Raw genomic sequence first — 24,246 nt, forward strand, 5'->3', positions numbered from 1 at the left:
GTTACGATTCGGGCACCCAACCAGCGAGCGGTGCCCGATGTTTTTGCGTTACTTCCTCAAACAACTCTTTTACCCGCCGTGCCTGCTGATCATCCTGTTGCTGCTGGGTTGGCTGCTTCGCCGCCGCGCGCCGCGCCTGGCAACAGGGTGTTTTGCGGCAGGCCTGCTGGGGCTGATCGCCATGAGCCTGCCGGTGGTGACCCAAACGGCAGCAGGTGTGCTTGAGACAGAGCCCGTCTTGCCGATAGCTGCCTGGGCAAACCTGGCACAGCAGGGTGAAGTGATCGTGGTGCTGGGCGCCGGGCGGGAGCGTGGCGACCCGGCTTGGGACGGTGAAGACCAGCCCACCGGGATCGCGCTTGAACGCATGCGCTACGCGGCAACGTTGGCCCGGGCCAGCGGCCTGCCCCTCATGACCTCGGGCGGCCTTCATTACGGCGAGCCACCGAGCGAGGCCGAGATCATGGCCAGGTCGCTCAAGCGTGATTTCGGCATGAGCACACGCTGGCTCGAGCCACAGAGCCGTACCACTTGGGAGAACGCTACCTTCAGTGCTGCGCTGCTCAAGGCGCAGGGCATCAGCAAGGTAGTGGTAGTCACCCAGGCCTGGCACATGGCGCGGGCGCGTTGGAGCTTCGAGCGCGCCGGCCTGCAAGTGGTCAGCGCGCCGGTAGGCTTTCTGAGCCGCAGCACCGGGCGCCCCTTCGGGGGGTGGGTGCCCGATGCCAAGGCGTTCTGGCAGAACAGCCAGCTATTGAACGAGGCGATCGGCCAGTTGGGCTACCGCCTGTTTTATTGAGCCGGTGTGGTGGTAAACACCTGCCGGCGCGCCCTGGAACGCTGCCACAGTGCCCAACCGAAGATGAGCGTGCAGAGGCAGATCAGCGGCCATGAACGCCAGTGAAGGTAAGGGGTAAGCCCGCTCATGGGCACAACGTCCCCATACATTACGCCTGGTTCAAACGACGGCAGCTGCTCGGTGATCCGGCCTTGAGGATCGATCAACGCAGTGACACCGCTGTTGGTGGCCCGGATCATCCACCGTCCGGCCTCCAGTGCGCGCATCCGGGCCATCTGCAAGTGCTGGAGGGGGCCGATCGAGGTGCCGAACCAGGTGTCATTACTGATCGTCAGCAACAGGTCACTGCGTGCAGCCATACCTGCGGCAAACTCGGGATACACCACCTCATAGCAAATGAACGGAGCGATTTCGTAGCCCTTGGCCTGCAGCAATGGCTGATCCGCCGGGCCGCGGGCAAAGTCGGACATCGGCAGGTCAAAGAACGCAATCAGGCCCCTGAGCAGGTCCTGCAATGGGACATATTCGCCGAATGGCACGAGTTTCTGTTTGAGGTAGGTCCCTTCGCCCGCGCCCACCACGGTGATTCCATTGAAATAGCGGCGTTCGTGCCGTACTTCTTGGCGAATCGGTACACCCGTGATCAAGGCCGACTGCCGACTGGTGGCGAAATCACCCAGGCGGTCCAGGTAACCTCTGGCATTGTCCAATAACACTGGCACTGCCGTTTCCGGCCAGATGATCAAGTCGGTACGGCGCGCCTTCAGCGTGAGGTCCTGATAGAGCGCCAATTGGTCGTCGATCTGCGCCGGGTCCCATTTGAGGCTTTGTGCAATGTTGCCTTGCAGCGCGGCAACGCTCAGAGGCTTGCCTGCAGGCGCTGTCCAGGCATGGCCTTGAAGGCTGTAGGCGGCCAGCCAGGGGGACACAAGCAGCACCAGAGCGGTAACCAGAGCGGCCTTGTATTGACGCATGCGCGCAAGGTTGCAAAGGATCGCGGCGGTCAGTGCCAGGCAGAACGACACCAGCCACAAGCCGCCGACAGGCGCCAACCCTCCCAGCGGCCCATCCAGCTGGCTATATCCCGCGTACAGCCAGGGAAAACCAGTAAGGAACCAGCCCCGGAAGGCCTCTTGGGCGACCCACAGCGCCGCAAACCCCAGTGAGTCAGCCAGAGGAGCGTAGGTGCGACGCAGCAGCCGCGCCCACAGCCAGGCGGGCAAGGCAAAAAACAATGCTACCCCGGCAATGAAGCCGAACATCAACAAACCCGCCAGCAGTGCCGAAGCCCCGCCATAGGTATGAATGCTGACGTAGATCCAGCTGGTACCCGCGGCGAAGGTGCCAAACCCGTAGCACCAGCCGCGCAGAAGCGCCTGGCGAGGGCTGAGCTCGCGCAGGCCCAGGTAGAACAGCGCCAGCGACAGCACCGCCAGCGGCCAGATATCGAACGGGGCCAGGGCCAGAGTGGTCAGGCTGCCGGCCACCGCGGCCAGCAGGTTACCGGGCCAGCCGGGGTGGGTAATCCAGCGCATGAAGGTCCTTAGCGGTTGATCGGGGTAATACGCAGCAAGTGAATTCGCCGGCTGTCGGCGTTGAGGATGCGGAAACGGTACTCACCGATCACGGTGGTTTCGTTGCGCTTGGGCAGGTGTCCAAAAGCACTCATGACCAGGCCGCCCACGGTGTCGAACTCATCATCGGAGAATTCGCTGTCGAAAAACTCGTTGAAGTTTTCGATCGGTGTCAGTGCCTTGACGAGGAAGTCACCGCTGGGCAGCGGCTTGATGTAGCTGTCTTCTTCAACGTCATGCTCGTCTTCAATATCACCGACGATCTGCTCAAGCACGTCTTCGATGGTCACCAGGCCTGCCACGCCGCCGTATTCGTCAATCACGATCGCCATGTGGTTATGGTTGGCGCGAAACTCGCGAAGCAGCACGTTCAGGCGCTTGGACTCGGGCACGAACGTGGCAGGGCGCAGCAGGTCCTTGATGTTGAAGCCTTCGGTACTGCCCTGGAGGATAAGCGGCAACAGGTCCTTGGCCAGCAATACCCCGAGCACTTCGTCATGGTTCTCGCCCATGACCGGGTAGCGCGAGTGGGCCGCATCGATGACCGAAGGCAGGAAGTCCTTTGGCGTTTGCACGGCCTTGATGGTGATCATTTGCGAGCGCGGAACCATGATGTCCCGTACTTGCAGGTCGGCGACCTGGATGGCGCCTTCAACGATGCTCAAGGCTTCGCTGTCCAGCAGCTTGTTGCTGTGGGCTTCGCGCAGAAGCTCTAGCAGCTCCTGACGATTCTTGGGCTCATGGACAAAAGCCTGGGTGATTTTTTCCAGCCAGGACCTTTGCCCGTTGCTCGATCGATCTTCGCTCATGGCGTTGTTTACTCGTGTTCCTTGGATACAGCGGATTAGGGGGTAGGGGGCGCAGTGACGGTTTCAGCATACGGATCCGGGTGCCCGAGTTCTGCAAGCAACTCCCGTTCCAGGCTTTCCATCTCTTCAGCCTCTTCATCGTCGATGTGATCGTAGCCCAGCAGGTGCAGGCAGCCGTGGATCACCATATGGGCCCAATGAGCCTCTGGCGCCTTGGCTTGTTCCGATGCCTCACGCTCTACCACTGCGGCGCAGATGACCAGGTCGCCGAGCAGTGGAATGTCCAGCATGTCGTCAGGCACGTCCGCCGGGAACGAGAGTACGTTGGTGGCGTAGTCCCGCTGGCGGTATGTGCGGTTCAACATCTGCCCTTCCGCTTCGTCAACGAGGCGGATCGTGAGTTCCGAATCCGCCGTGCGCTGGCGTAGCGCAAGGTCGCACCATTGGCGGAATTTCGCCTCGCTGGGCACCGGGATTGAAGTGGCCTGCTGAAGGTCGAGCTCAACCATGGGGTGTGGTGTCCCGCGGCTTCGGCTCGTCGAACCGCTCGTAGGCCTCGACGATTCGCTGTACCAGCGGATGGCGGACCACATCCTTGGGTTTGAAGTGGGTGAAACTGATGCCCGGTACGTCCTTGAGCACTTCGATCACGTGTGCCAGGCCCGAGCGAGTGCCCTTGGGCAGGTCGACCTGGGTGATGTCCCCCGTGATGACCGCAGTGGAGCCGAAGCCGATCCGGGTCAGGAACATCTTCATCTGTTCGGTGGTGGTGTTCTGGCTTTCATCGAGGATGATGAAACTGTTGTTCAGCGTTCGGCCACGCATGTAGGCCAGCGGAGCGATTTCGATCACCTGGCGCTCGATGAGCTTGGCCACGTGTTCGAAGCCCAGCATTTCATACAAGGCATCGTAGAGGGGCCGAAGGTAGGGGTCGATCTTTTGTGCGAGATCCCCTGGCAGGAAGCCGAGCTTTTCGCCGGCTTCAACCGCAGGCCTTACCAGCAGAATGCGGCGCACCTGTTCGCGCTCAAGCGCATCCACCGCGCACGCCACCGCCAGATACGTCTTGCCGGTGCCCGCCGGGCCGATACCGAAGTTGATATCGTTGGCCAGCACGGCCTTCACATAGCGCTGCTGATTCAGCCCGCGGGGGCGGATCATGCCCTTGCGGGTACGCAGGGTGACCGCGACCTCGTTGTTGGCCGGGTCGTCCAGCTGCTCAACGGCCGATTCCTGCAGGAACAGGTGAACCAGGTCCGGCGAAAGCTCGGTGGCCTTGGTTTCCCGATACAAGCGGCGCAGAAGAAGCTCGGCGGAGTGGGTATGCCCGGGGTCGCCGATCAGCTCGAACTGGTTGCCCCGGTTGCGGATTTCCACATCCAGGCGTTGCTCAAGCAGGCGCAAATGCTCGTCGAATTGGCCACACAGGTTGGCGAAACGGCGAGCTTCGAAGGGCTCCAGGGTGAAGCGATGGGGTTCTATGGGTGCGTTCAAGGTCGTTTTATGGCCGCTCTACGGCTGAGAAGTTGGGCTCAAGGATAACCCCAGAGCCGGGAAGGGGAAAGCGCAACGCGTGGCGCGCTCGACCGGGGGTGCAATGGGTCACGGTAGTTGCGTGAGCGCTTCGCGGCAAGCACCCAGCGGTGGAATCGGGCAGAGGGCAGCGTGGTATGATCGGCGCCCTTTTTCTTTCCAGCTGTTACTCCTGCCTACGATGACCAAGCGCGAAGAACCTATTTACAAAGTGATCTTCCTTAACCAGGGCCAAGTGTTCGAAATGTATGCCCGGCATATTTACCAGAGCGACCTGTGGGGCTTTCTCGAGGTAGAAGAGTTCGTGTTCGGCGAACGTACCCAGATGATCGTTGATCCGGGCGAAGAAAAGCTTAAAGCTCAGTTCGAAGGCGTTACCCGCAGCTTTGTGCCGGTGCATTCGATCGTGCGGATCGATGAAGTGGAGCGGCTGGGCACCGCAAAGATTTCCGACGCAAAAATGACCGGCAACGTGATGCCGTTCCCAGTGCCCCTGCCCGAAAAATAGCCTACGGAAGCGGAGCGAAGGGGGTGCGCCCGTCCGCGGTCTGCAGCTCAAGCAGGTATTTGCGGAAAATCTGCCCCAGCACCTCGGTAGCGCGTTCGAGGTCTTCGTGGCTCATGCTAGCCGACACCTCGTCGGCGGAGTCCAGTGCATCTTCGGCTCCGTTCACGGCCGCCATTTTCAGCACGATATAGGCCTGGATATTGTTGGCCGGCACCCCTTCGCCCCGGAAAAACATCAACCCCAGGTGATACTGAGCGTCGGCATTGCCCTGCAACGAAGCCTGCTCGAAATAATTCAAGGCCTGATTGAGGTCGCGCTCGGTCTGCTTGCCGTCGTAATAGAACCGGCCGAGTTCGTACTGCGCCTGGGCGTCCCCACCTGCCGCCGCCTGCTGGCATGCCGTAACGGCTTGGGCGAGCGAAGCAGGAGCGGTATCAAGGGTACAGCGGCTGGGGGCAGGCACCAGCAACGAATTGCCGTCAGCTTGAGCCAGCAGCGGACCGAGAAGCAACAGGCAGCCCATGGCGAGGGCGCGGCCGGTGCGGTTCATGGGGATCGATTTACCTCTGAGCGGGCGGGCGGTGCCACCCTCGGGATAACAATGTGCGCATTATGAAATAAGCCGGTCACACCTTACAAAGTCTTTACTCGGATTTTTCCGTGATAGCCACACGCCATAGGGGCGCGTGGCTCGGCGTTGCCCCTTACAGCTGGGCAAAGGCCCGCTCCGCAGCCTCCAAAGTGATCTTCATTTCCGCTTCGCCATGAGCAATGGAGGTGAAGCCCGCTTCGAACGCGCTAGGCGCGAGATAGACGCCACCGTCAAGCATGAGATGGAAGAACCGCTTGAATCGTTCCGCGTCGCTGGCCATCACATCCTGGAACGTGACGATATCGTCGGCACCGCTGAAATAGAGCCCGAACATGCCGCCCGCCTGGGTGGTTACGAAGGGGATCTGTGCCGCGTCGGCGCGCTGCTGCAGGCCGTCCAGCATCGCACTGGTGTAGGCCGTCAATTCGTCATGGAACCCCGGGCGGCTGATCAGCTTGAGGGTAGTCAGCCCCGCAGCCATGGCCAGAGGATTACCTGAAAGCGTACCGGCCTGGTACACCGGGCCCAGCGGTGCGATGTGGGACATGATCTCGCGCTTGCCGCCGAAACAGCCCACCGGCATCCCGCCGCCGATGATCTTGCCGAAGGTGGACAGGTCTGGCGTGACGCCGTAATACGCTTGGGCACCGCCGAGCGCCACGCGGAAGCCGGTCATCACTTCGTCGAAGATCAGTACCACGCCGTGGCGGTCACACAGCGTGCGCAAGCCTTCCAGGAAGCCCGGCGCTGGCGGCACGCAGTTCATGTTCCCGGCCACCGGCTCAACGATGATGCAGGCGACTTCCGAGCCCGACTCGGCGAGGGTTTTTTCAACTTCGTCCAGGTCGTTGAAGGGCAGAGTGAGCGTGTGGCGTGCGAAGGCGGCCGGCACCCCCGGTGAACTTGGCACGCCCAGGGTGAGCGCCCCGCTACCGGCCTTTACCAGCAGGCTATCGGAGTGGCCGTGGTAGCAGCCTTCGAACTTGATGATGCTGTCGCGCCCGGTGAAGCCTCGGGCAAGCCGAATGGCGCTCATGGTGGCTTCGGTGCCGGAGCTGACCATCCGCACCATTTCCATGGAGGGCACCAGCGAGCACACCAGCTCGGCCATGTGGGTTTCCATCTCGGTGGGCGCGCCGTAGGAAAGGCCATGCTCGAGCTGATCCCGTACGGCTTGAAGCACGTCTGGGTGGCTGTGCCCCAGGATCATCGGGCCCCACGAGCCTACGTAGTCCACATAGCGTTTGTCGTCTTCGTCGGTCACGTACGCGCCGGCCGCATGCTTGAAGAACAGGGGCGTACCGCCAACGCTCTTGAACGCGCGGACAGGTGAATTCACGCCGCCGGGGATGTGTTTCTGGGCGGCGGCGAACAGGTTTTCAGAGCGGGACATGGGACAATTCTCTCGATCGGTTCAGGCGCCGAACAGCGCATTGAAAGCGCGGGCGCGGCGGGTGACTTCATTTGCGGTATCGGCGGCGAACAGCGAATGCACGACCGCCAGCAGGTCGGCGCCGCGTTCAAGCAGCAGGGGCGCGTTGTCCAGCGTAATGCCGCCGATGACGCAGATCGGCAGCTTGAGCTGGCGCCGGGCATCGGCCAGCAGGTCGAGGCTGGCCGGCGGCGCTTCCGGTTTGGTGGTGGAGTTGAAAAAGCGGCCGAAGGCAACATAGCTCGCGCCATTGGCGGCGGCTTCACGCGCCAGCTCGAGGTTGGCGTGGCAGGTGGCGCCGATGATCGCGTTGCGGCCAAGCAGGCTGCGCGCCGGAGGCAACGGGCCGTCGGTCTGCCCCAGATGAACGCCAACACCAAGGCGGGCGGCCAGCTCGGCGTCGTCGTTGATGATGAGTTGGGTCTTGTAGCCTTCGCAAAGGCGCTTAAGTGTTTCGGCTTCGCGCAGGCGGCGGGCATCCTCCTGACGTTTGTCTCGATACTGCAGCAGTGTTACGCCGCCATCCAGGGCCGCTTTCACGTAATCGAGAAAATGGCCACTGAGCAACTTGTGGTCGGTGATGGCGTAAAGGCCGCGTAGTTTCATGTCAAACCTCTTGGGGCGTCGAGGAGCGTCCTGCGCCTGGCGTCGCGGATCATCAGGAGCAGAAGTCGAGCGGCAGCCGCCGTGGGACGTACTGCCCCTGGCCCAGGCGTTCTGCGTCACGCAGTGTGCGCCAGGTGTAGTCAAGCGCCGAACGCGCCGCGCTGGGCAGGGTTTCGCCCAGCGCCAGACGGCCGGCCAAGGCGCTGGCCAGGGTGCACCCAGACCCATGGTAGCTGCCAGGCAGTCGCTGGCAAGTGCGTGTTTCTCGCAGGCCGTTACGGCCGTACAGCCGGTTATGGATTTCCTGTTCGTCGCCATGGCCGCCCGTGATCAACACATGGGCGCAGTGCTGGAGCAGCCGTTCGGCACAGGCCTCGGCGCTGCCGTCCGGCAGCTCGGCCAGGATGCGTGCCTCGGGAAGGTTAGGCGTGGTGATGGTGGCCAGCGGCAAGATCCGCTCGCGGATGGCATAGCCCACTTCATCCTTGCCCAGCCGCCCACCCCCGCCCGCGCGCAGCACCGGATCGCAGACCACCGCAACGCCTGGGTTGGCGAGGATCAGCTCGGCGACGGTATCGACCATTTCCAGCGAGCCGAGCATGCCCAGCTTGATTGCGGCGATAGGCGAATCGGCCATGACCGCCTGCGCCTGGGCCAGCACCCAGGCGCGGTCCAGCACGCGGAAGTCGATGACGTCCACGGTGTTCTGCACCGTAAGGGCCGTCACCGCGGGCGCGGCGTGACAACCTTGCGCAAGCAGGGCTTCGATATCGGCCTGCAGGCCGGCACCACCACTCGGGTCATGGCCCGAGAGGCATAGAACAACAGGGCGAGAGGTATAGGTATTCATGGTGCGCGAGCTTACCACCAAACCCGCCGTGCGGCTCGCGAGGGGGCGTACCTGATTTGAAGCCTCTGAGCCCCTGTTCCCGGGCAGCGGCGGTGCATCACAGAGCGGCTGTCGGCAATTGTTGCAAGCAGGATGCAGACGCCGAAGGCTATGGTAGGATGCGGCAAAATTGATAACAGGTTGCCAGCACGTCGACTCAAAGGGAACTGGGGAGGCTTCCCGATGCTGCAGGCGCCTGAACTGGGGCTGTATGCGCTACATTCTCTTTCTGATGCTGTGTTGGTTGCCATCGCTTGCGACCGCCGTCGACTTTGACGACAGTACCCGCAACCTGCCGCTGGGCCGGGAGCTGTCGTACTTCGAAGATAAAACCGGCACCGCGACCCTTGAACAGGTGTTGTCCCAGCCCTTCACGCCCAACACCACCCAGGTGTTGAATGCCGGTTATTCCAGCTCTGCCTTCTGGCTGAAGATCCCGCTGCGCTACCTGCCACGCCAGGATGACAGCGGCGCGCGTACGTGGCTGCTGGAGCTTGCGTACCCGCCGATGGACCACGTCGATCTTTACCTCCAGGATGGCCGCGGCAGCTGGCACCTGGAGGCGAAAACCGGCGATGAACTACCGTGGGACAGCCGCCCCATTCGCCAGAACAACTATGTGTTCAATGTGCCGCTCAAACCCGGCGAAGCACGCACGGCCTTGGTTCGGGTGCAGAGCGAGGGATCGGTGCAGGTGCCGTTGTCGCTGTGGTCCGCCGAAGCCTTTCTGGAGGCCCAGCCCGAACGGCTCTACGTATTCGGTCTGATCTACGGCGTGCTGCTGGTGATGCTGGTCTACAACCTGTTCATTTATTTGAGCGTGCGCGATACCAGCTACCTGTACTACATCCTTTATATAGGCTCGTTCGGCCTGTACCAGGTATCGGTGAACGGGGCGGGTATTCAGTTCTTCTGGCCGAACAACCCATGGTGGGCCAACGCGGCCACCCCTTTCCTGATCGGTGCCGCCGCCTTCTTTGGCTGCCAGTTTTCCCGGCACTTCCTCCGCACGGCGGGCCACGCACGCTGGCTGGATTGGCTGCTCAAGCTGTTGATGGGCGCGGGGGTCGGGGTGATGGCAATCTCCCTGATGGCGAGCTATGGGCTGGCTTTGCGCCTGGCTACCGGGCTGGCGCTGGTGTTCACCGTGGTGATCTTCAGCGCGGGGATCATCGCCTGGTTCAAGGGGCAGCGGCAGGCGCGTTATTTCATGATCGCCTGGTCGGCGTTTCTAGTGGGCGGCATCGTCAACACTTTGATGGTGCTCGGGCTGCTGCCTAACGTGTTTCTCACCATGTACGCCAGCCAGTTGGGCTCGGCGCTGGAAGTGGCGCTGCTGTCGCTGGCCTTGGCGGATCGCATCAACGTGATGCGTGAGCAACAGGCGCAGGTGCTGCTGGATGCCGGCCATAAGCTTGAAGCCCTCAACCAGCGGCTGTCTCAGAGTAATCGCCTGAAGGACGAGTTCCTGGCTACGGTTACCCATGAACTGCGCACGCCAATGAACGGTGTGATCGGGTCCCTTGAGCTGATGCAGACCGTGCCGATGAACGGCGAGCTCAGTTCATATCAGCAAACCGCCACCCGCTCGGCCCGCGACATGATGCGCATGGTCGACGACATTCTGATACTTACCGAGCTGCAAGCTGGCCGGCTGGCGCCGCGGGTGGAACCCTTCCGCCTGCAGGTGTTGCTCGACAGCCTGCACATGCAGTTTGTGGCGCAAGCGAACGAAAAAGGCCTGGCGCTGCGTACCGAAGTGGTCCCAGGCGTGCCTGGGGTTCTGCAGGGCGATTTGAAGAAAATGGCACTGTGCCTGGCCCGTCTGCTGGATAACGCCATCAAATTCACCCGCGAAGGCGGCGTTACCTTGATGGTAGAGGCCGTGGAACAGCATTACAGCGAAGTGCGCGTGGTGTTTCGGGTGATCGACACCGGCATCGGCTTCAGCCTGGACAGCGATGCGTTGTATCAGCAGTTCTACCAGGTGGATGGTTCGATGACTCGCGAGCACGGCGGCCTTGGAATTGGCCTGGCGATCTGTCGACAGCTGGCGACGCTGGTGGGCGGAACCCTGAGCCACCAGTCCACGCCGGGTGAAGGCAGCTGCTTTGAATTGACCCTGAGCCTGGGCGTGGACGCACCGCCCGCCGCCCAACCCGTACGCCCCCGTACTGTTGATAGCGAAGGCGCGATGCGGCGGCCGGGCGATTGCCTGGTGGTAATGATCGAAAGTGAGCGGGTGGATCAACTGTTCACGCGTGGCATGCTGCTGCGGCTTGGTTATGAGGTGCGCACGGTAGAAGGCGAAGCTGCGGCGCTCGAAGCCTTGGCTGCTCACCCTTCAGCCGCATTGTTGCTGGACGGCAACGGCCCGTTGGAACCTCTGGTGGAACAGGCGCGGCGGTTACAGCAAATGGCGAGCAATGCCCAATGGAAACTGTTGGCGGTGATCGATAGCGCCGTGGGCACTGATCGCCAACGCTGCCGCGACGCCGGCATCAGCGGCGTCATCGCCCGGCCGGTACGCTTCGAGGCACTGCAGGCCCTGTTCAGCGAGGTATTGCTGGAAGATGGACGTGCCGCAGAAAGCGGCCAGCAGTATGGCGGGGCGGCGGGGGGGATGGCTTGACTGCGGGTCTGAGTGAGGATCTACGCAGCAGGCCTTCTGCACTTAAAAAGAAGTGAAAAGACCTTCCTCGTCACACGCTCTCATTCCTCGGCTTCACCTTGGCGCCGAGGAACGTCATTGATCCAGGCATAACTTGAACCCTGGTGCCCAAGACGTTTTGCGGCTTGAACCCGCACGAACGTTTCGAGTGCCTTCTGAAACAGCTCGGTTGGCTCCATATCGGGCTCGGCAGCTTCGAGGGCGCTTTTATAAAGAGCGTCATCAATAAATACGCTGATTTTCATTCATTCCTCTACTGCTGGCTCACCCGTAGCTGGCGTTTCACGCACTTTATCGCTCATGGCAGGTCGAGGAAACCATCGAGCAGCGGCGACAACTCGTGCTTCACTGAACAAGCACAGCCAATGCCGCGGAGCCTTCCATGAGCCTGCAACGATTCGCCGAAACCCACGAGGTGACCAATCAGCCGCCGGGCCTGGAGGGCGCCAACCTTTATCGCCTGGACATGCCATTGCAGGAGTGGTCGCGCCGCTTCGGTGCGGGTTGGGCGCAGCCGCGGATCGATGCCTATGGGGCCTTGGCGGGCGGGCCGCTGATGGCGGCTGGGTTTCTCGCCAATGAGCACCCGCCGGGCTTTCATAGCCATGATCGCTACGGCAACCGGATCGACCTTATAGAATTCCACCCGGCCTACCATCAACTCATGGCCGCTGCCATCGAGCATGGCCTGCCGTCGTTGCCCTGGCGGGAGCCACAGCCGGGCGCTCATGTGGCGCGGGCGTCGATGACGTATCTGCATACCCAGGCCGAAGCCGGCAGTGGCTGCCCCCTTACCATGACCTTCGCCAGCGTGCCTGCGTTGCGCTTGCAGCCAGACCTAGCCGAGCGCTGGCTGCCCAAGGTGCTTTCCACCGAATACGACCCGCGCAATATCGAGATCAGCCAGAAGGCCGGTGCGACCATCGGCATGGCCATGACCGAGAAGCAGGGCGGCACGGATGTGCGCGCCAACACCACCCGGGCGTTCGCCGTAGGCCAGCCAGGGCCAGGGCAGCCGTATGAACTGCTGGGCCACAAGTGGTTCTGCTCGGCGCCCATGTGCGACGCCTTCCTTACCCTGGCGTATACCGACGAAGGCTTGAGCTGCTTTTTACTGCCGCGCCATCGGCCGGATGGTAGTCGGAACGCGTTTTATATTCAGCGGCTGAAACACAAGTTGGGCAACCAGTCCAACGCCTCCAGTGAGGTGGAATACCGTGGCGCGCTGGCCTGGATGGTGGGCGAGCCCGGTCGGGGAGTGCCGACGATCATCGAAATGGTCGCCATGACCCGTTTTGATTGCATGGTGGGCTCCAGCGCGCTGATGCGTCAGGCCCTCACCCAGGCGATTCACCATTGCGCGCACCGCAGCGTGGGCGGCCGGCCGCTGGTGCAGCAGCCCTTGATGCAGAACGTACTGGCAGACCTGGCGCTGGAGAGCGAAGCCGCCCTGGCCTTGAGCCTGCGCATGGGCCAGGCACTGGACCGGCTGGATAACCCCGGCGAAGCCTTGTTCGCCCGCTTGGTTACAGCGGTGGGTAAATACTGGATCTGCAAGCGAGCGCCGGGAATGATCAACGAAGCGGCTGAATGCCTGGGCGGCGCAGGGTATGTTGAAGACAGCATCCTTCCCCGTCTGTACCGCGAGGCTCCGGTGAATTCAACCTGGGAAGGCTCGGGCAATGTGCAATGCCTGGACGTGCTGCGGGCGCTATCGAAAGAGGCCGGCGTGCTGGATGCCCTGTTCGCCGAATTGGGAGACGGCCACGGCGACCGTCGGCTTGCTACGGCCATTGAACAATTGAAGGGCGATTTGCGCGATACCGCCGAGCTGCCTTATCGAGCCAGGCAACTCACCGAAAACATCGCCCTCACGCTTCAAGCCAGGCTGTTGCTGGAAGCAGGCAACAGCGTTGTCAGCGATGCTTTTATTGCCAGCCGGCTGGAGCAAAAGGCCGGCGCTTATGGCGCCTTGCCCCGGGGTATCGCCGTCGAGCAACTGATCCAGCGATCCCTCCCTGGCCTGTAGGAGGGGGCAAAGCCCCCGAATGGACTGCGCTGCGGTCCCACAGGCTATCCGAGAACCCGCGGATCAACCTCCCGCCACGCCCCGGGAGGGAGGCCTTCCAGATCGAACGGCCCGATCCGCACCCGCACCAGGCGCAACGTCGGCAGGCCTACCGCGGCGGTCATGCGCCTCACCTGGCGGTTGCGGCCTTCGCGGATGGTAAGTTCCAGCCAGGCCGTGGGCACGCTCTTGCGAAAACGCACCGGCGGGTTTCGTGGCCACAGGTCGGGCTCGGCGAGCAGCCGCGCCTCGGCGGGGAGTGTGGGGCCGTCGTTCAACACCACGCCTGCCCGTAGCTGGGCCAGTTGGGCCTCCTCGGGCTCGCCTTCTACCTGCACCCAGTAGGTTTTCGCCAGCTTGTGCTTAGGGTCGGCAATACGCGCCTGAAGGCGACCGTCGTTGGTCAGCAGCAGCAAGCCTTCGCTGTCCCGGTCCAGGCGGCCGGCGGGGTATACACCCGGCATGTCGAGGTAGTTCTTGAGCGTGTCCCGGCCCTGATCGTCATTGAACTGGGTGAGCACATCGTAGGGTTTGTTGAGCACCACGAGGCGAGGCGCAACAGGCGGGGCCTTGGCAACGCGGCGTGGCGGGGGGCGGCGAGGGGGGGCAGGCATGAAGGTCAACCAATTGCAGCGGGGCCGATAGCATACCAGCCCCGCCGCGGTCGATCAGCGGAAGGGCGGCTCGTCGAAGCTGCGCAGTTTGCGCGAGTGAAGGGCATTCAGCTGCGTGCGCAACAGGTCAAGCGCGGCAATCCCGATGGTAAGGTGCTGGCTCACGGCGCGGTTATAGAACGCATTCGCCGAGCCGGGCAGCTTGATCTCGCTGTGCAGGGGCTTGTCCGATACACACAGTAGCGTCCCGTAAGGCACGCGCAGCCGGTAGCCCTGGGCGGCGATGGTGCCGCTTTCCATGTCCACGGCCACCGCCCGGGACAGGTTGATCAACGGCCGCTCCTGCGCCCAGCGCAGCTCCCAGTTCCGATCGTCGTAGGTCAATACAGTGCCGGTGCGCAGCCGCTTCTTCAGCTCGTCGCCCCGCTCGCCGGTCACCTGGGCGGCGGCTTCCTGAAGGGCCAGTTGCACCTCCGCCAGGGCGGGGATCGGAATATGTGGTGGTACCAGACGGTCCAGAATGCCGTCCCGGCGCATGTAAGCATGGGCCAGCACATAGTCGCCGATCGTCTGCGAGGCACGCAGGCCGCCGCAATGGCCGATCATCAGCCAGCAGTGGGGGCGCAGTACGGCCAAGTGGTCAGTGATGTTCTTGGCATTGGACGGCCCCACCCCGATGTTCACCAGCGTGATGCCGTCGCCATCGGCGGCAATCAGGTGGTACGCCGGCATCTGATAGCGATGCCACACCACGCTGGCCACCAGCGCCTGAGCTTCGCCATGGTCCATGCCTTTTTCGATCACTACGTTGCCCGGCATGACCATGCGCACGAAGCGGGGGTCGCTTTGCAGTTGCTCCAGGCCGTGTGCCACGAACTGGTCCACATAACGGTGGTAGTTGGTGAGCAGAATCCAGGGTTGCACGTGGCGCCAGTCGCTGCCGGTGTAGTGCACCAGCCGGCGAAGGCTGAAGTCCACGCGCGCGGCGTCGAACAGTGCCAGCGGCAGGGGATCGGCGTTGGCCCAGTCGTACAGCCCATCAGCGATGCCATCGGTGGCGGCGGACAGGTCGGTGCTGGGGAATACCCGCGCCAGGGCAGCGGCGGTTACGCCCGTGCCGGCCAGCTCATCGCCCTGTTCAACTACGTAGGGGTAGGGGATGTTCTGTTGGCTGGCGCCTACTTCCAGCACCACGTCGAAGTCCCGCATCAGCGGCACCAGCTGTTCCAACAGGTATTTGCGGAAGGCTTCTGGCTGGGTCACGGTGACCGAGTAGGTGCCTGGCAGCTGCAATTTGGCATAAGCACGCGTGGTGCTGGGCACTTCGCCGTGGGACTGATAGGTGAGCCGCAGTTCGGGGTAACGAAACTGGGCGCGCTCTTCGGCGGTAGGCTCGGTGCGGTCTTTGAGGTAGCGCTTGAGGGCCTGGCTGAGCGCGCCAGTCGCACGGTCATGTAGCCAGGCCAGGCGATCCACAACCTGTTCGGGTGTGTTCAAGGTTACGAATGCATCGGCATCGGTGCTCACAGGCGGATCCTTCTCTTCTGGCAAGTCACTATCTTGCCTGTTCCAAAACGTTTTAACAGTACCGCGCGACACAGGCATGACGGTGCTCAGGGGCGAAGGTGCGCCAACGGCAGCTCGGAGCTCGCCAATACCTGGTTGAGCACAAAGCTGGACCGCACGCTGGTGACGCCTTCAATGCGGGTGAGGTGCCCCAGCAGCAATTGCTGGTAATGGTCCATGTCTTGCACCACCACCTTGAGCTGGTAGTCCGCTTCCATTCCGGTGACCAGGCTGCACTCGAGCACCTGCGGAAGGTTGCGCACGGCGGCCTCGAAATTCTCGAAACGCTCCGGCGTATGCCGGTCCATCCCGATCAGCACGTAGGCAGTAAGGTTCAAGCCCAGCTTTTTTCGGTCCAGCAGTGCCACCTGGCGGGTGATATAGCCGTCGTCTTCCAGCTGCTTCACCCGGCGGGAGCAGGGCGAAGGGGACAAGCCGATCCGCTCGGCCAGCTCCTGATTGGAGATGCGGGCATCGCGCTGTAGCTCGGCGAGGATACTCAGATCGTAACGGTCCAACTTGCCCATGGCACCCACCTGCATTAGTAGAATTGCGGAAGATTATCTGCGCAGGATTTTAAATTGCGCAATAGTCATATTGAAGGGCAATCTTCGCAATCTTCTGCCGCCGGTGGCGCGATAAGCTTTACCCCATGATCACCGCCCGGACATGAGTCCACTGCGAGCCGCCCAATCAGGCCGCTTGCGGCCACCGCCCCCACAGGGTCGAGCTGGCCACCGGGTTGACGCTGGCTCAATCAGGCCGGCCGTAGTGAGCCGCCGCCACAAGCGACGCGCCTGGACGCAGTTCATCAAGGGAGGCCTCGGGGCCTCCTTTTTTTATGGGTGCGATACAGGCGGGCGAGCAGCGGGCGCCATTCATGAAATAAGCGTCACGGCCGATAGCACAACCGAAGCGGCTGTTAGCATGGCCACGAACCGCCCTCGGTTTTCTCAGTCAAACGCTGGTGCACCGCACATAATGAGGATACCCATGAACACCCGCCCGTGGTGCCTTGCCAGTGCTTGCGCACTGAGCCTGTGCCTGGCTTCGCCGACTTTCGCGGACAACAGTTCCAGCGCCCAGGACCAATTGCGCGGCTCGGCGCCCAGTCGTCAGGACCATGGCGGTTATCAGGGCCAGGGCCCTTCGCGAAATCAGGAGCGCCCGTCCGGCTCCAATCCGGGGCAAGGCCCTCAGCGCCCACCGCAGCAGGGCTACACGCGGCCAGATAATGATCGGCCAATGAACACTCGGCCAGACGCTCGACCAGACCCACGGCCAACCAATCGCCCGGATCCTCGCCCCGATAGTGGTCGGCCAGGCCAGAGTTGGCAGAGCAACCCCAATGGGAACGACCGGCCGCAACCTCAGCGCCCGGACAACACGCCCCCTATCCACGGCAAGCCTGGTGAAGTGTGGCAAACCCAGTCGCCCCTGCGCGGCAGCTATCCCGACCTGCCCCGGCAGAACGGCAATCGCCAATGGCAAGCCGGGGGTGACCGCGACCGTGATCCGCGCTGGCACAACGACGGCTGGGGGCCCGGCCCTCAGTATCGCCCTGGGCAGCGCATAGACCGCTTCCCCGGTGACCACTACCGAGTTCCATACCGTGGGGGCGACTACTTCTATTCCAGCGGATACTGGTACCGGCCCAATGGTCCGGGTTACGTGGTGGTAGCACCACCGCGTGGGATTCGGGTGCGCTACCTGCCAGACTACGCCACCCGCCTGTGGATCGGCGGTGGCATGTTCTTCCTGGCGGCGGGCACCTACTACCAGTGGGTCAATGAAACCCAGGAGTACGTGGTGGTCGACGCGCCTGCCGCGCCCATCCAGTCGCAGCCGCAACCCGTACCACAGCCTGCGGCGGCACCGAGCGGGTATGACGTTGCGTTCTACCCCGCCAACGGCCAGACGCCTTCGCAAATGGAGCGGGATCGGTACGACTGCCAGCGTTGGGCCGCACAGCAGACCGGCTTCGACCCCGCCACTGCCACCTACGCGCCTTCCGATCAGGTGGTGTATCTGTTCCGGCAGAACATGGCCAATTGTTTGAGCAGCCGCGGTTACGGCCTCAACTGAGCGGGGTGAACGGCTTCTTCAGGGTCGGCGTGAACCAGCACTTCGGCCTTGGGGAATTTTGCGATGATCGCGGCTTCGGCCTGTTCGCACAGCGCATGGGCTGCAGACAGTGACAGCTGCCCGGGAAGCTCCAGGTGCAGCTGAACGAACCAGTGCTGGCCTGACATCCGCGTGCGCAGGTCATGGGCGCCCAGCACGCCCGGGACTGCACACGCGAGCACAAGCATCTGTTCGCCAACGTCGGGATCAAGCTCCTGATCCATCAGGATGGCCGAGCTCTCCTTGGCGATCTGATAGGCGCTCCACAGGATATAAATCGAGATAGCCAGGCCGAACAGCGCATCCACCTGCGGATACCCCCAGCCGGCAAGCACCAGTGCCAGCAGGATGCTGCCGTTGAGCATCAGGTCGGACCGGTAATGCAGGGAATCGGCGCGCACAGCGGTAGAGCCGGTTTCCTTTACCACTTTGTGCTGGAGAATCAGCAGCCCCACCGTGAGCACCAGTGACAGCACCATCACGGCAATGCCTATTCCGGCCTCGCCGATGGGCTCTGGCGTGCGCAAACGTTCAGCTGCCTGGATAGCGATGAATACCGCGCTCACGCCAATGAACAGTGCCTGGCCCATGCCGGCGAGGGCCTCGGCCTTGCCATGCCCGTAGCGGTGGTCGTCGTCTGCGGGGCGCAGCGAATAGTGAACCGCCAGCAAGTTAAGGAAGGACGCCGCCCCATCCAGCACCGAGTCGGTCAGCCCGGCCAGCAGGCTGACCGAGCCGCTCAAGTACCAGGCAATGGCTTTGCACAGGATAAGCACCGTTGCCACCCCCAGCGACGCGCGGGTTGCCAGGCGTAGCAGGCGGCGATGGCGGGGGGCGACGACCATGCGATCAGGCTGCCGGGCGCAGGCCGTACGCCGCCAGTTGCTCGACGCTGCCGTGGTGTTGGATCAGGCGCGGGTCGTCCAGCGGCAAGTGCTTGCCCAGCTGGCTTTCCAGAATGGCTTGCAAGCGCTTGTTGTCCACGCTGCCATCGGGCTTGACCGCGCCTTTGAGCAGATCAGGGTCGACCTGCGCGTGGGTGCCGCCCGGAAGGTAGATCGCGCCGGTGGCGAAGTCCACGCCAAAGGCGATCAGGCCTGGAATCACATAGAACAGAATGCCGATGGCATCGAGGGCGGCGACTACCGGGTCGATCTTGCCTTCGATCTGCCCACGGCGGTCAGGCCAGAACAAAGTGCCGCACGCGGTGAGCTGAGTGAACACCGAAATAACCAGAACACTGCCGATCATACGAGTAGGGAAACGCATGAATTTCTCCTGGGGTTAAAAGGCTCGGCCATTCGCATAAATGGCCGCTACCGACAACTACGACCGTGGTCGGGCCGTTGCGGTTCGCCGTTATACCTTGCGGCTTGGTGGGGGGCCAGTGACGTGTGCTTGCCGATGGGAGCGGGAGGGTTGGAGGCAAGTCTCCCTGCTGGTGTGGGGTACAGGAAGATTGTAGGGCGCAGAGCGGGGCGACAAAGCGTATCGCCAGAAAAGAGGAGGCCCCGCAGAGCGGGGCCGTCACATAACCTAGTCTCTTCACCGTTTCGTGTAGCACGGGAGTGGAGGTTCCTAGGGCTGCATGCGTAGGTTACCAGCGTCAACCTGCACGTCAATCCCCTTGCAGCATAGAGCCCTGCCTGTACTATCGCGGGCTTGTTTCGTGACGCTAAAGGGAGGTTGCGAGTAGATGGTCTGGCACACATTGGAGGCTAAGCTCTCTGTTCAATCGCCGCGCCTTTCCCGAGATATCCAAACCTCTGATGAAGGTTTTCCACCATTGTCCTAAGCATTTTAAAAACGCGAGTAATATTCGCAGCCGCCTTAACAAGGCCCGAGATCTGCGGAACCGCTGCTTTCATCACGAGCCGCTTTTATGGCAACCGCTTTTTGATCTGCATCAAGACATCAAGGAGGTCATCCAGTGGATTGATCCGGATTTATGCACTTGGATCAAAAGCCATGACCGGGTTCCGACCGCCTTGCTCGATTGGAATACCTGGAGAGAGGCTGCAAAACGGCAACCCCTTGAGTCCGCATCAAGTACCAAGGAAAACGAAGCTTCATAGCCTTCGCCTGATACCGGAAACACCATGACCCCGCTGCCCATCGACACCGTATTACCCGATCTACGCAGCGCCCTGCGTACCCGCCACGAAGCCGTGCTCGAAGCCCCGCCCGGCGCGGGTAAAACCACCCGGGTACCCTTGGCGTTGCTGGAGGAAACGTGGCTGAGCGGCCAGACCATCCTCATGCTCGAGCCTCGCCGCCTGGCCGCGCGCGCCGCAGCGGAGAGGTTGGCCAGTGAGTTGGGTGAGAAGGTGGGCGAGACGGTGGGCTACCGCATCCGCCTCGAAAGCCGGGTTGGCCCGCGCACCCGCATCGAGGTGGTGACTGAGGGCATCCTGGCGCGGCGGCTGCAGGATGACCCGGCGCTCGAGGGGGTTGGGCTGGTTATCTTCGATGAATTTCACGAACGCAGCCTCGATGCGGACCTGGCCCTGGCGTTGGTGCTTAACGGGCGTGATCTGTTGCGCGATGAGCCGCCACTGAAGGTGCTGCTGATGTCTGCCACCCTGGAAGGAGAACGGCTTTCAGCGCTCCTGGAAGACGCCCCGGTGATCAGCAGCCAGGGCCGTGCATATCCGGTGGAGGTGCGATGGGGCCGCGCGCCGCAGCAAGGGGAATACCTGGATGCCAGGGTAGAAAGCGTGGTGCTCCAGGCACTGGACGAGCAGGCGGGCAGCGTGCTGGTGTTCCTGCCGGGGCAGGCCGAGATCCGTCGGGTGGAGCAGCGCCTGGAAAGCGCCTTGGACAGCTACCCCGGCGTTCGGCTGTGCCCTTTGCATGGTGAACTCGATCTGGCTGCCCAGCGCGCCGCCATCGAGCCTGCGCTTGCCGGGGAGCGCAAGGTGGTGCTCGCCACTAATATCGCTGAAACCAGCCTCACTATCGAAGGCGTTCGTGTGGTGGTAGACAGCGGGCTGGCTCGCGTGCCGCGCTTCGACCCCGGCACGGGCATGACCCGCCTCGATACCCAGCGTGTTTCCCGTGCCAGCGCTACCCAGCGCGCCGGCCGGGCAGGGCGGCTGGAGCCAGGGGTGTGTTACCGGCTGTGGTCCGAAACCCAGCATGAGCAACTGGCGGCTTATGACAGCGCCGAGATACTCCAGGCCGACCTGGCGCCGCTGGCGCTGCAGCTACACCGCTGGGGCGCAACGCCGGATCAGCTGCGTTGGCTCGATATGCCGCCGCCCGCTGCGATGTCCCAGGCCGATGATCTGCTTGCCCGCCTCGGCGCCCTTGCTGCGGACGGTCGGCTGACGGCGCACGGCCAAGCGATGGCTGGCCTGCCGGCGCATCCGCGAATCACCCACCTGCTGCTGCGAGCCAAAGCCCTTGGGCTGGAGACCATGGGATGCGACCTCGCCGCCTTGCTGGGTGAGCGCGACATCGTGCGTGACCGTGGCGCCGACTTGCACAGCCGTTTGGCCATGCTCCACAGCGGGGCCCGTGCCTCCCAGCGCATCAAGCAACTGGCCAGGCAGTACCAGGGCCTGCTGCGCGGTCAACCCAATGCAGCACGCCCTGTCGAAGACCCCCAGGCCGACCGCTGGCTTGGCATGTTGCTCGCCCTGGCGTACCCCGACCGGGTTGCCCAGCAACGCCGTGCCGGCGGGGCTGAGTACCGCCTGGCCAACGGCCGCGCGGCCCAGTTCGGTGAGCCAGACGCGCTGATGAAACATGAATGGCTGGTGGTGGCGGACTTGGGCAGCCGCCAAGGCCAGCGCGAGGAGCGGATATACCTTGCCGCAGACCTGGACCCTCTGTTGTTCGATACCGTATTGGCCGAGCAGGTACAGCGCCGGGACGTGCTGGAATGGGATGACAAGGAAGGCACGCTGCGCGCTGAAGCTCAGTGGCGGGTCGGTGACCTGGTGCTGCGTCGCGAGCCGCTTTCAGGCTTGGACGAGGCCGCGCGCGGGCAGGCGCTAGTCGACCTGGTACGACGCAAGGGGCTGGCTCTGCTGCCCTTCACTCCTGAACTGCGACAGTGGCAGGCGCGCGTGCAGCTACTGCGCGATCTGGACCTTGCCAGCGGCCAGACCGAATGGCCGGACGTCTGCGATGAAGGCTTGCTGGTAAGCTTGGAAACCTGGTTGATGCCTTACCTGGGCAAGGTCACCCGGCTGGCTCATTTCAGCCAACTGGACCTCTCCAGCATTCTGCACAATCTGCTGCCCTGGCCATTACCCCAGCGCCTGAACGAATTGGCACCCACCCACCTGAACGTGCCGTCGGGCTCGTCCATCCGGCTCGACTACAGTGAGCATCCGCCAGTACTGGCGGTGCGGCTGCAAGAGCTGTTCGGCCTGGCCGACACTCCGCGCATCGCCGGCAACCGGGTGCAAGTAAAACTGCATTTGCTGTCCCCGGCACGGCGGCCGGTGCAGGTCACCCAGGACTTGGCCAACTTCTGGCGCAGCACCTACAGCGAGGTGAAGAAGGACCTGAAGGGCCGGTACCCCAAACACTACTGGCCGGATGACCCGCTAGTGGCCGAAGCCACCGCGCGGGCGAAACCGAGAGGTACCTGACCCCTGGCGCTGGGTGCACGTTTGCGCCCTAAGTCCCCGGCACTTTCCCCGGCAGCAAAAACCGCCCCATCAACGGCAAATGATCGGAAATCCCAAGGGTGTCTTCCTGCCGCACGTGGGCCTCGAGTTGGCGCACGCGGGGGCTGTGTACGAGGTAGTCCAGGGTGCGATCCGGGCCGTTGGCCGTGGGCGGGAAGTGGGTGAACCAGTCCGCTCGATCGGGGCCGCCGGCTTGCGCGTTGCTGGGGATCAGCGGGTAGCGATCCCATAGCAGGTGCAAATCGTCGGCGGGGGAATAATCTGCCTGCTCACCAGGCTCTAGCCGTCGGTATTGGCCCAGGGGTAGGAGGTTGAAGTCGCCCCCGAGTAGCCAAGGCGTGCCCAGGCTTTCCAGATGGTCTACCCGGTCGGCCACCGCTTGCAGTTGCCGGGCCTGGGCGTCGTTGCCGCGCTTGTAGGGCTCCAGGCGAGTATTGAGCACAGCCAAGTGGCCGCTGCCATCGGTGACGGGCAAATAGGCGCCCAGCATCACCTGCTGAGGGTGGAACCAGCTGAAGCGGCTTACAGGGCGAGGCAATTGCCAGCGTTCGGCCTGGTCAATGCGATAACGGCTAAGCGTGGCGAGCTTGCGCCCCACGCTGCCGAATATGCGCGTATCCGGTACGAACTCGGCTTTCCAGTCAAAGGCTTCCACGCTGCAGGGGTACAGGTCCACCAGGCGCTCTTGCAGCAGGGCGAGCTGGTTCTGGTAACCGGTGGCCTTGGCGCCATCGTCCAGTTCCTGCAATAGCACCACATCAGGCTGCTCGTCGCGGATTACCCGTACTACTTCGTCCAAGTCATGAGCGATGTCCTCGACGCTTGGGCGGTCGTCGTGGCTCTGGCCTTCAGGGGCGCCGTACCAGAAGAGGTACCGCTTGCCGGCCAGGAACTGCACGTTCCACGTCATCACCTTCAGCGGCTGGCCCGGCACCAATGTAGGCGGGTTGCCTCGGCACACTGGCGCTACGGCGGCATGGGGCGCCGGGTGCCACGACAGGTGCCAGGCCAGCGCAGCGAGGGCGGCGGCTATCAGCACAAGGATCAGGAAAGCGTTACGCAGTCGTCGAATCATCGGCTCGGCTACGGCAGCAGGAAGTTCCTGAGCATAACCGAGGCCGCGCGTTGGCCCAAGTCAGCGGCGGGGTTCGCGCAGGGTTGGGTCCGTGACCAACATGAACAGCCGGAACAGCACCACTGTAGTGAGCAATTGCACCAATCCATTGGCGCAGCCCAGCACAAGAGAAATCGCCATGTTGTCGTCATCGGGCAGCACGGCAGCGCTGGCGAAGTCGATCAGCCATAGCGGCACCAGCACTGCCAGCACGCAAGCCAGCACCTGCCAGAAAGGCGCGCGGGTGAGCTCGAAGCTTTGCTTGATCGCTGCCAGCGGAGTCAACCCACGCAACACCAGCAGGTACTCGGCAAATGCCAGACGGGCCATCAGCCACAGCCCCGGCAAAAGGTACAGGGCCATGCCCAGCAGGATCGCCAACGAACAAATGGCCGCGAGTAGCGCAAAGCGCGGCCACAGCCGCAGGCCCATGCCGAGCAGCAGTTTGAGAGGTGGATGCTCCCCATTGCTGCGCGAGTCGAGATACAGAATCAGGGCCGCGGTATAGATGGGGTAGAACAGCAACCCGATGAGGATGTCGAACGCACCACGGGCCTCGGTGGCCACGCTGTGGTCTACCAGCTGTTCGGCCAGTGACTGCAGGGCAACCAGCGGCAAGCACAGCCGCACGATGGCCCACAGGTGAGTGCGGAAGAAATAGAGAGAATCTTTGAGGATGCTGAGCGGGTTCATCACGCCAATGT

The 24,246-nt window shown here is 62.9% G+C and carries 22 protein-coding genes; 6 read left to right on the plus strand and 16 right to left on the minus strand.

The features are described 5' to 3' along the window. Positions 1-37 precede the first annotated feature (37 nt). Positions 38-799, plus strand: coding sequence for a YdcF family protein (locus tag LG385_RS00420; protein ID WP_225771573.1), 762 nt, complete (start codon positions 38-40; stop codon positions 797-799). Here the strand turns inward: LG385_RS00420 and lnt are convergent. Genes lnt through LG385_RS00440 form a run of 4 tightly spaced genes read right to left on the minus strand, consistent with a single transcriptional unit; the run spans position 793 to position 4,676 of the window. After that, a complete protein-coding gene (lnt, locus tag LG385_RS00425; RefSeq protein WP_225771574.1) occupies positions 793-2,334 on the minus strand; it encodes an apolipoprotein N-acyltransferase in 1,542 nt (513 codons plus the stop codon). The two genes, LG385_RS00420 and lnt, sit on opposite strands and share 7 nt — an antisense overlap. 8 nt (positions 2,335-2,342) lie before the next feature. Beyond that, complete coding sequence (locus tag LG385_RS00430) at positions 2,343-3,182, minus strand: HlyC/CorC family transporter (protein ID WP_181117414.1); 840 nt, start codon at positions 3,180-3,182, stop codon at positions 2,343-2,345. A gap of 35 nt (positions 3,183-3,217) precedes the next feature. Continuing rightward, the gene (gene ybeY / locus LG385_RS00435; protein ID WP_225771576.1) at positions 3,218-3,691 is read right to left on the minus strand and encodes an rRNA maturation RNase YbeY; all 474 of its coding nucleotides are present in this window, start codon (positions 3,689-3,691) and stop codon (positions 3,218-3,220) included. Then, a complete protein-coding gene (locus LG385_RS00440) occupies positions 3,684-4,676 on the minus strand; it encodes a PhoH family protein (RefSeq protein ID WP_181117412.1) in 993 nt (330 codons plus the stop codon). Before LG385_RS00440 ends, ybeY begins: the two co-directional genes overlap by 8 nt. Positions 4,677-4,896: 220 nt before the next feature. On the opposite strand from LG385_RS00440, the gene LG385_RS00445 reads away from it, so the two are divergent. Then, on the plus strand, positions 4,897-5,223 hold the full coding sequence (locus tag LG385_RS00445) for a DUF1820 family protein (protein ID WP_181117411.1): 327 nt from the start codon (positions 4,897-4,899) through the stop codon (positions 5,221-5,223). Between the two features lies 1 nt (position 5,224). Here the strand turns inward: LG385_RS00445 and LG385_RS00450 are convergent, their stop codons facing one another. From LG385_RS00450 to LG385_RS00465, 4 genes are all read right to left on the minus strand, one after another. Then, on the minus strand, positions 5,225-5,773 hold the full coding sequence (locus LG385_RS00450; RefSeq protein ID WP_181117410.1) for a tetratricopeptide repeat protein: 549 nt from the start codon (positions 5,771-5,773) through the stop codon (positions 5,225-5,227). A gap of 154 nt (positions 5,774-5,927) precedes the next feature. Further along, the gene (gene hemL, locus LG385_RS00455) at positions 5,928-7,208 is read right to left on the minus strand and encodes a glutamate-1-semialdehyde 2,1-aminomutase (protein ID WP_225771579.1); all 1,281 of its coding nucleotides are present in this window, start codon (positions 7,206-7,208) and stop codon (positions 5,928-5,930) included. Positions 7,209-7,229: 21 nt separating this feature from the next. Further along, positions 7,230-7,853, minus strand: a complete 624-nt coding sequence (gene thiE, locus LG385_RS00460; RefSeq protein ID WP_225771581.1) for a thiamine phosphate synthase — start codon at positions 7,851-7,853, stop codon at positions 7,230-7,232. Between the two features lie 52 nt (positions 7,854-7,905). Then, positions 7,906-8,703, minus strand: a complete 798-nt coding sequence (locus tag LG385_RS00465; RefSeq protein WP_225771583.1) for a bifunctional hydroxymethylpyrimidine kinase/phosphomethylpyrimidine kinase — start codon at positions 8,701-8,703, stop codon at positions 7,906-7,908. Positions 8,704-8,953: 250 nt separating this feature from the next. On the opposite strand from LG385_RS00465, the gene LG385_RS00470 reads away from it, so the two are divergent. Further along, on the plus strand, positions 8,954-11,374 hold the full coding sequence (locus LG385_RS00470) for a 7TM diverse intracellular signaling domain-containing protein (RefSeq protein WP_225771585.1): 2,421 nt from the start codon (positions 8,954-8,956) through the stop codon (positions 11,372-11,374). Positions 11,375-11,454: 80 nt separating this feature from the next. Here LG385_RS00470 and LG385_RS00475 read toward each other — a convergent pair whose 3' ends face one another. Further along, a complete protein-coding gene (locus tag LG385_RS00475; protein WP_225771587.1) occupies positions 11,455-11,658 on the minus strand; it encodes a type II toxin-antitoxin system VapB family antitoxin in 204 nt (67 codons plus the stop codon). Positions 11,659-11,795: 137 nt separating this feature from the next. Between LG385_RS00475 and LG385_RS00480 the strand changes: the two genes are divergently transcribed. Beyond that, positions 11,796-13,442, plus strand: a complete 1,647-nt coding sequence (locus tag LG385_RS00480; protein ID WP_225771589.1) for an acyl-CoA dehydrogenase family protein — start codon at positions 11,796-11,798, stop codon at positions 13,440-13,442. Between the two features lie 44 nt (positions 13,443-13,486). Here LG385_RS00480 and LG385_RS00485 read toward each other — a convergent pair whose 3' ends face one another. The 3 genes from LG385_RS00485 to LG385_RS00495 all read right to left on the minus strand — a co-directional run bounded on the left by LG385_RS00485 (position 13,487) and on the right by LG385_RS00495 (position 16,188). After that, positions 13,487-14,095 (minus strand): pseudouridine synthase, encoded by a 609-nt coding sequence (locus LG385_RS00485; protein ID WP_225771591.1) that lies wholly within the window; start codon positions 14,093-14,095, stop codon positions 13,487-13,489. A gap of 54 nt (positions 14,096-14,149) precedes the next feature. Next, positions 14,150-15,622, minus strand: a complete 1,473-nt coding sequence (amn, locus tag LG385_RS00490; protein WP_413247296.1) for an AMP nucleosidase — start codon at positions 15,620-15,622, stop codon at positions 14,150-14,152. Between the two features lie 86 nt (positions 15,623-15,708). Further along, complete coding sequence (locus LG385_RS00495) at positions 15,709-16,188, minus strand: Lrp/AsnC family transcriptional regulator (RefSeq protein ID WP_181117402.1); 480 nt, start codon at positions 16,186-16,188, stop codon at positions 15,709-15,711. A gap of 466 nt (positions 16,189-16,654) precedes the next feature. Between LG385_RS00495 and LG385_RS00500 the strand changes: the two genes are divergently transcribed. Next, positions 16,655-17,746, plus strand: a complete 1,092-nt coding sequence (locus LG385_RS00500) for a DUF6515 family protein (protein ID WP_225771596.1) — start codon at positions 16,655-16,657, stop codon at positions 17,744-17,746. Here the strand turns inward: LG385_RS00500 and LG385_RS00505 are convergent. After that, positions 17,731-18,630 (minus strand): cation diffusion facilitator family transporter, encoded by a 900-nt coding sequence (locus LG385_RS00505; RefSeq protein WP_225771598.1) that lies wholly within the window; start codon positions 18,628-18,630, stop codon positions 17,731-17,733. The genes LG385_RS00500 and LG385_RS00505 overlap by 16 nt on opposite strands. Before the next feature lie 4 nt (positions 18,631-18,634). Further along, positions 18,635-19,054, minus strand: coding sequence for a polyribonucleotide nucleotidyltransferase (locus LG385_RS00510; protein ID WP_181117399.1), 420 nt, complete (start codon positions 19,052-19,054; stop codon positions 18,635-18,637). Between the two features lie 830 nt (positions 19,055-19,884). Between LG385_RS00510 and hrpB the strand changes: the two genes are divergently transcribed. Next, positions 19,885-22,389, plus strand: a complete 2,505-nt coding sequence (gene hrpB / locus LG385_RS00515) for an ATP-dependent helicase HrpB (protein WP_225771600.1) — start codon at positions 19,885-19,887, stop codon at positions 22,387-22,389. A 28-nt stretch (positions 22,390-22,417) separates the two neighbouring features. On the opposite strand, the gene LG385_RS00520 is transcribed toward hrpB, so the two are convergent. Both LG385_RS00520 and LG385_RS00525 read right to left on the minus strand, forming a co-directional pair. Then, entirely contained in the window at positions 22,418-23,503 is a 1,086-nt protein-coding gene (locus LG385_RS00520; RefSeq protein WP_225771602.1) for an endonuclease/exonuclease/phosphatase family protein, read from the minus strand. Positions 23,504-23,563: 60 nt separating this feature from the next. Beyond that, positions 23,564-24,235 carry a YciC family protein gene (locus tag LG385_RS00525; protein WP_225771604.1) on the minus strand — a complete coding sequence of 224 codons (672 nt, stop codon included), beginning with the start codon at positions 24,233-24,235 and terminating at the stop codon, positions 23,564-23,566. Positions 24,236-24,246 lie beyond the last annotated feature (11 nt).

The sequence above is a fragment of the Pseudomonas sp. Marseille-Q5115 genome (assembly GCF_916618905.1).
GTDB classification, from domain to species: Bacteria; Pseudomonadota; Gammaproteobacteria; order Pseudomonadales; family Pseudomonadaceae; genus Aquipseudomonas; species Aquipseudomonas japonica_A.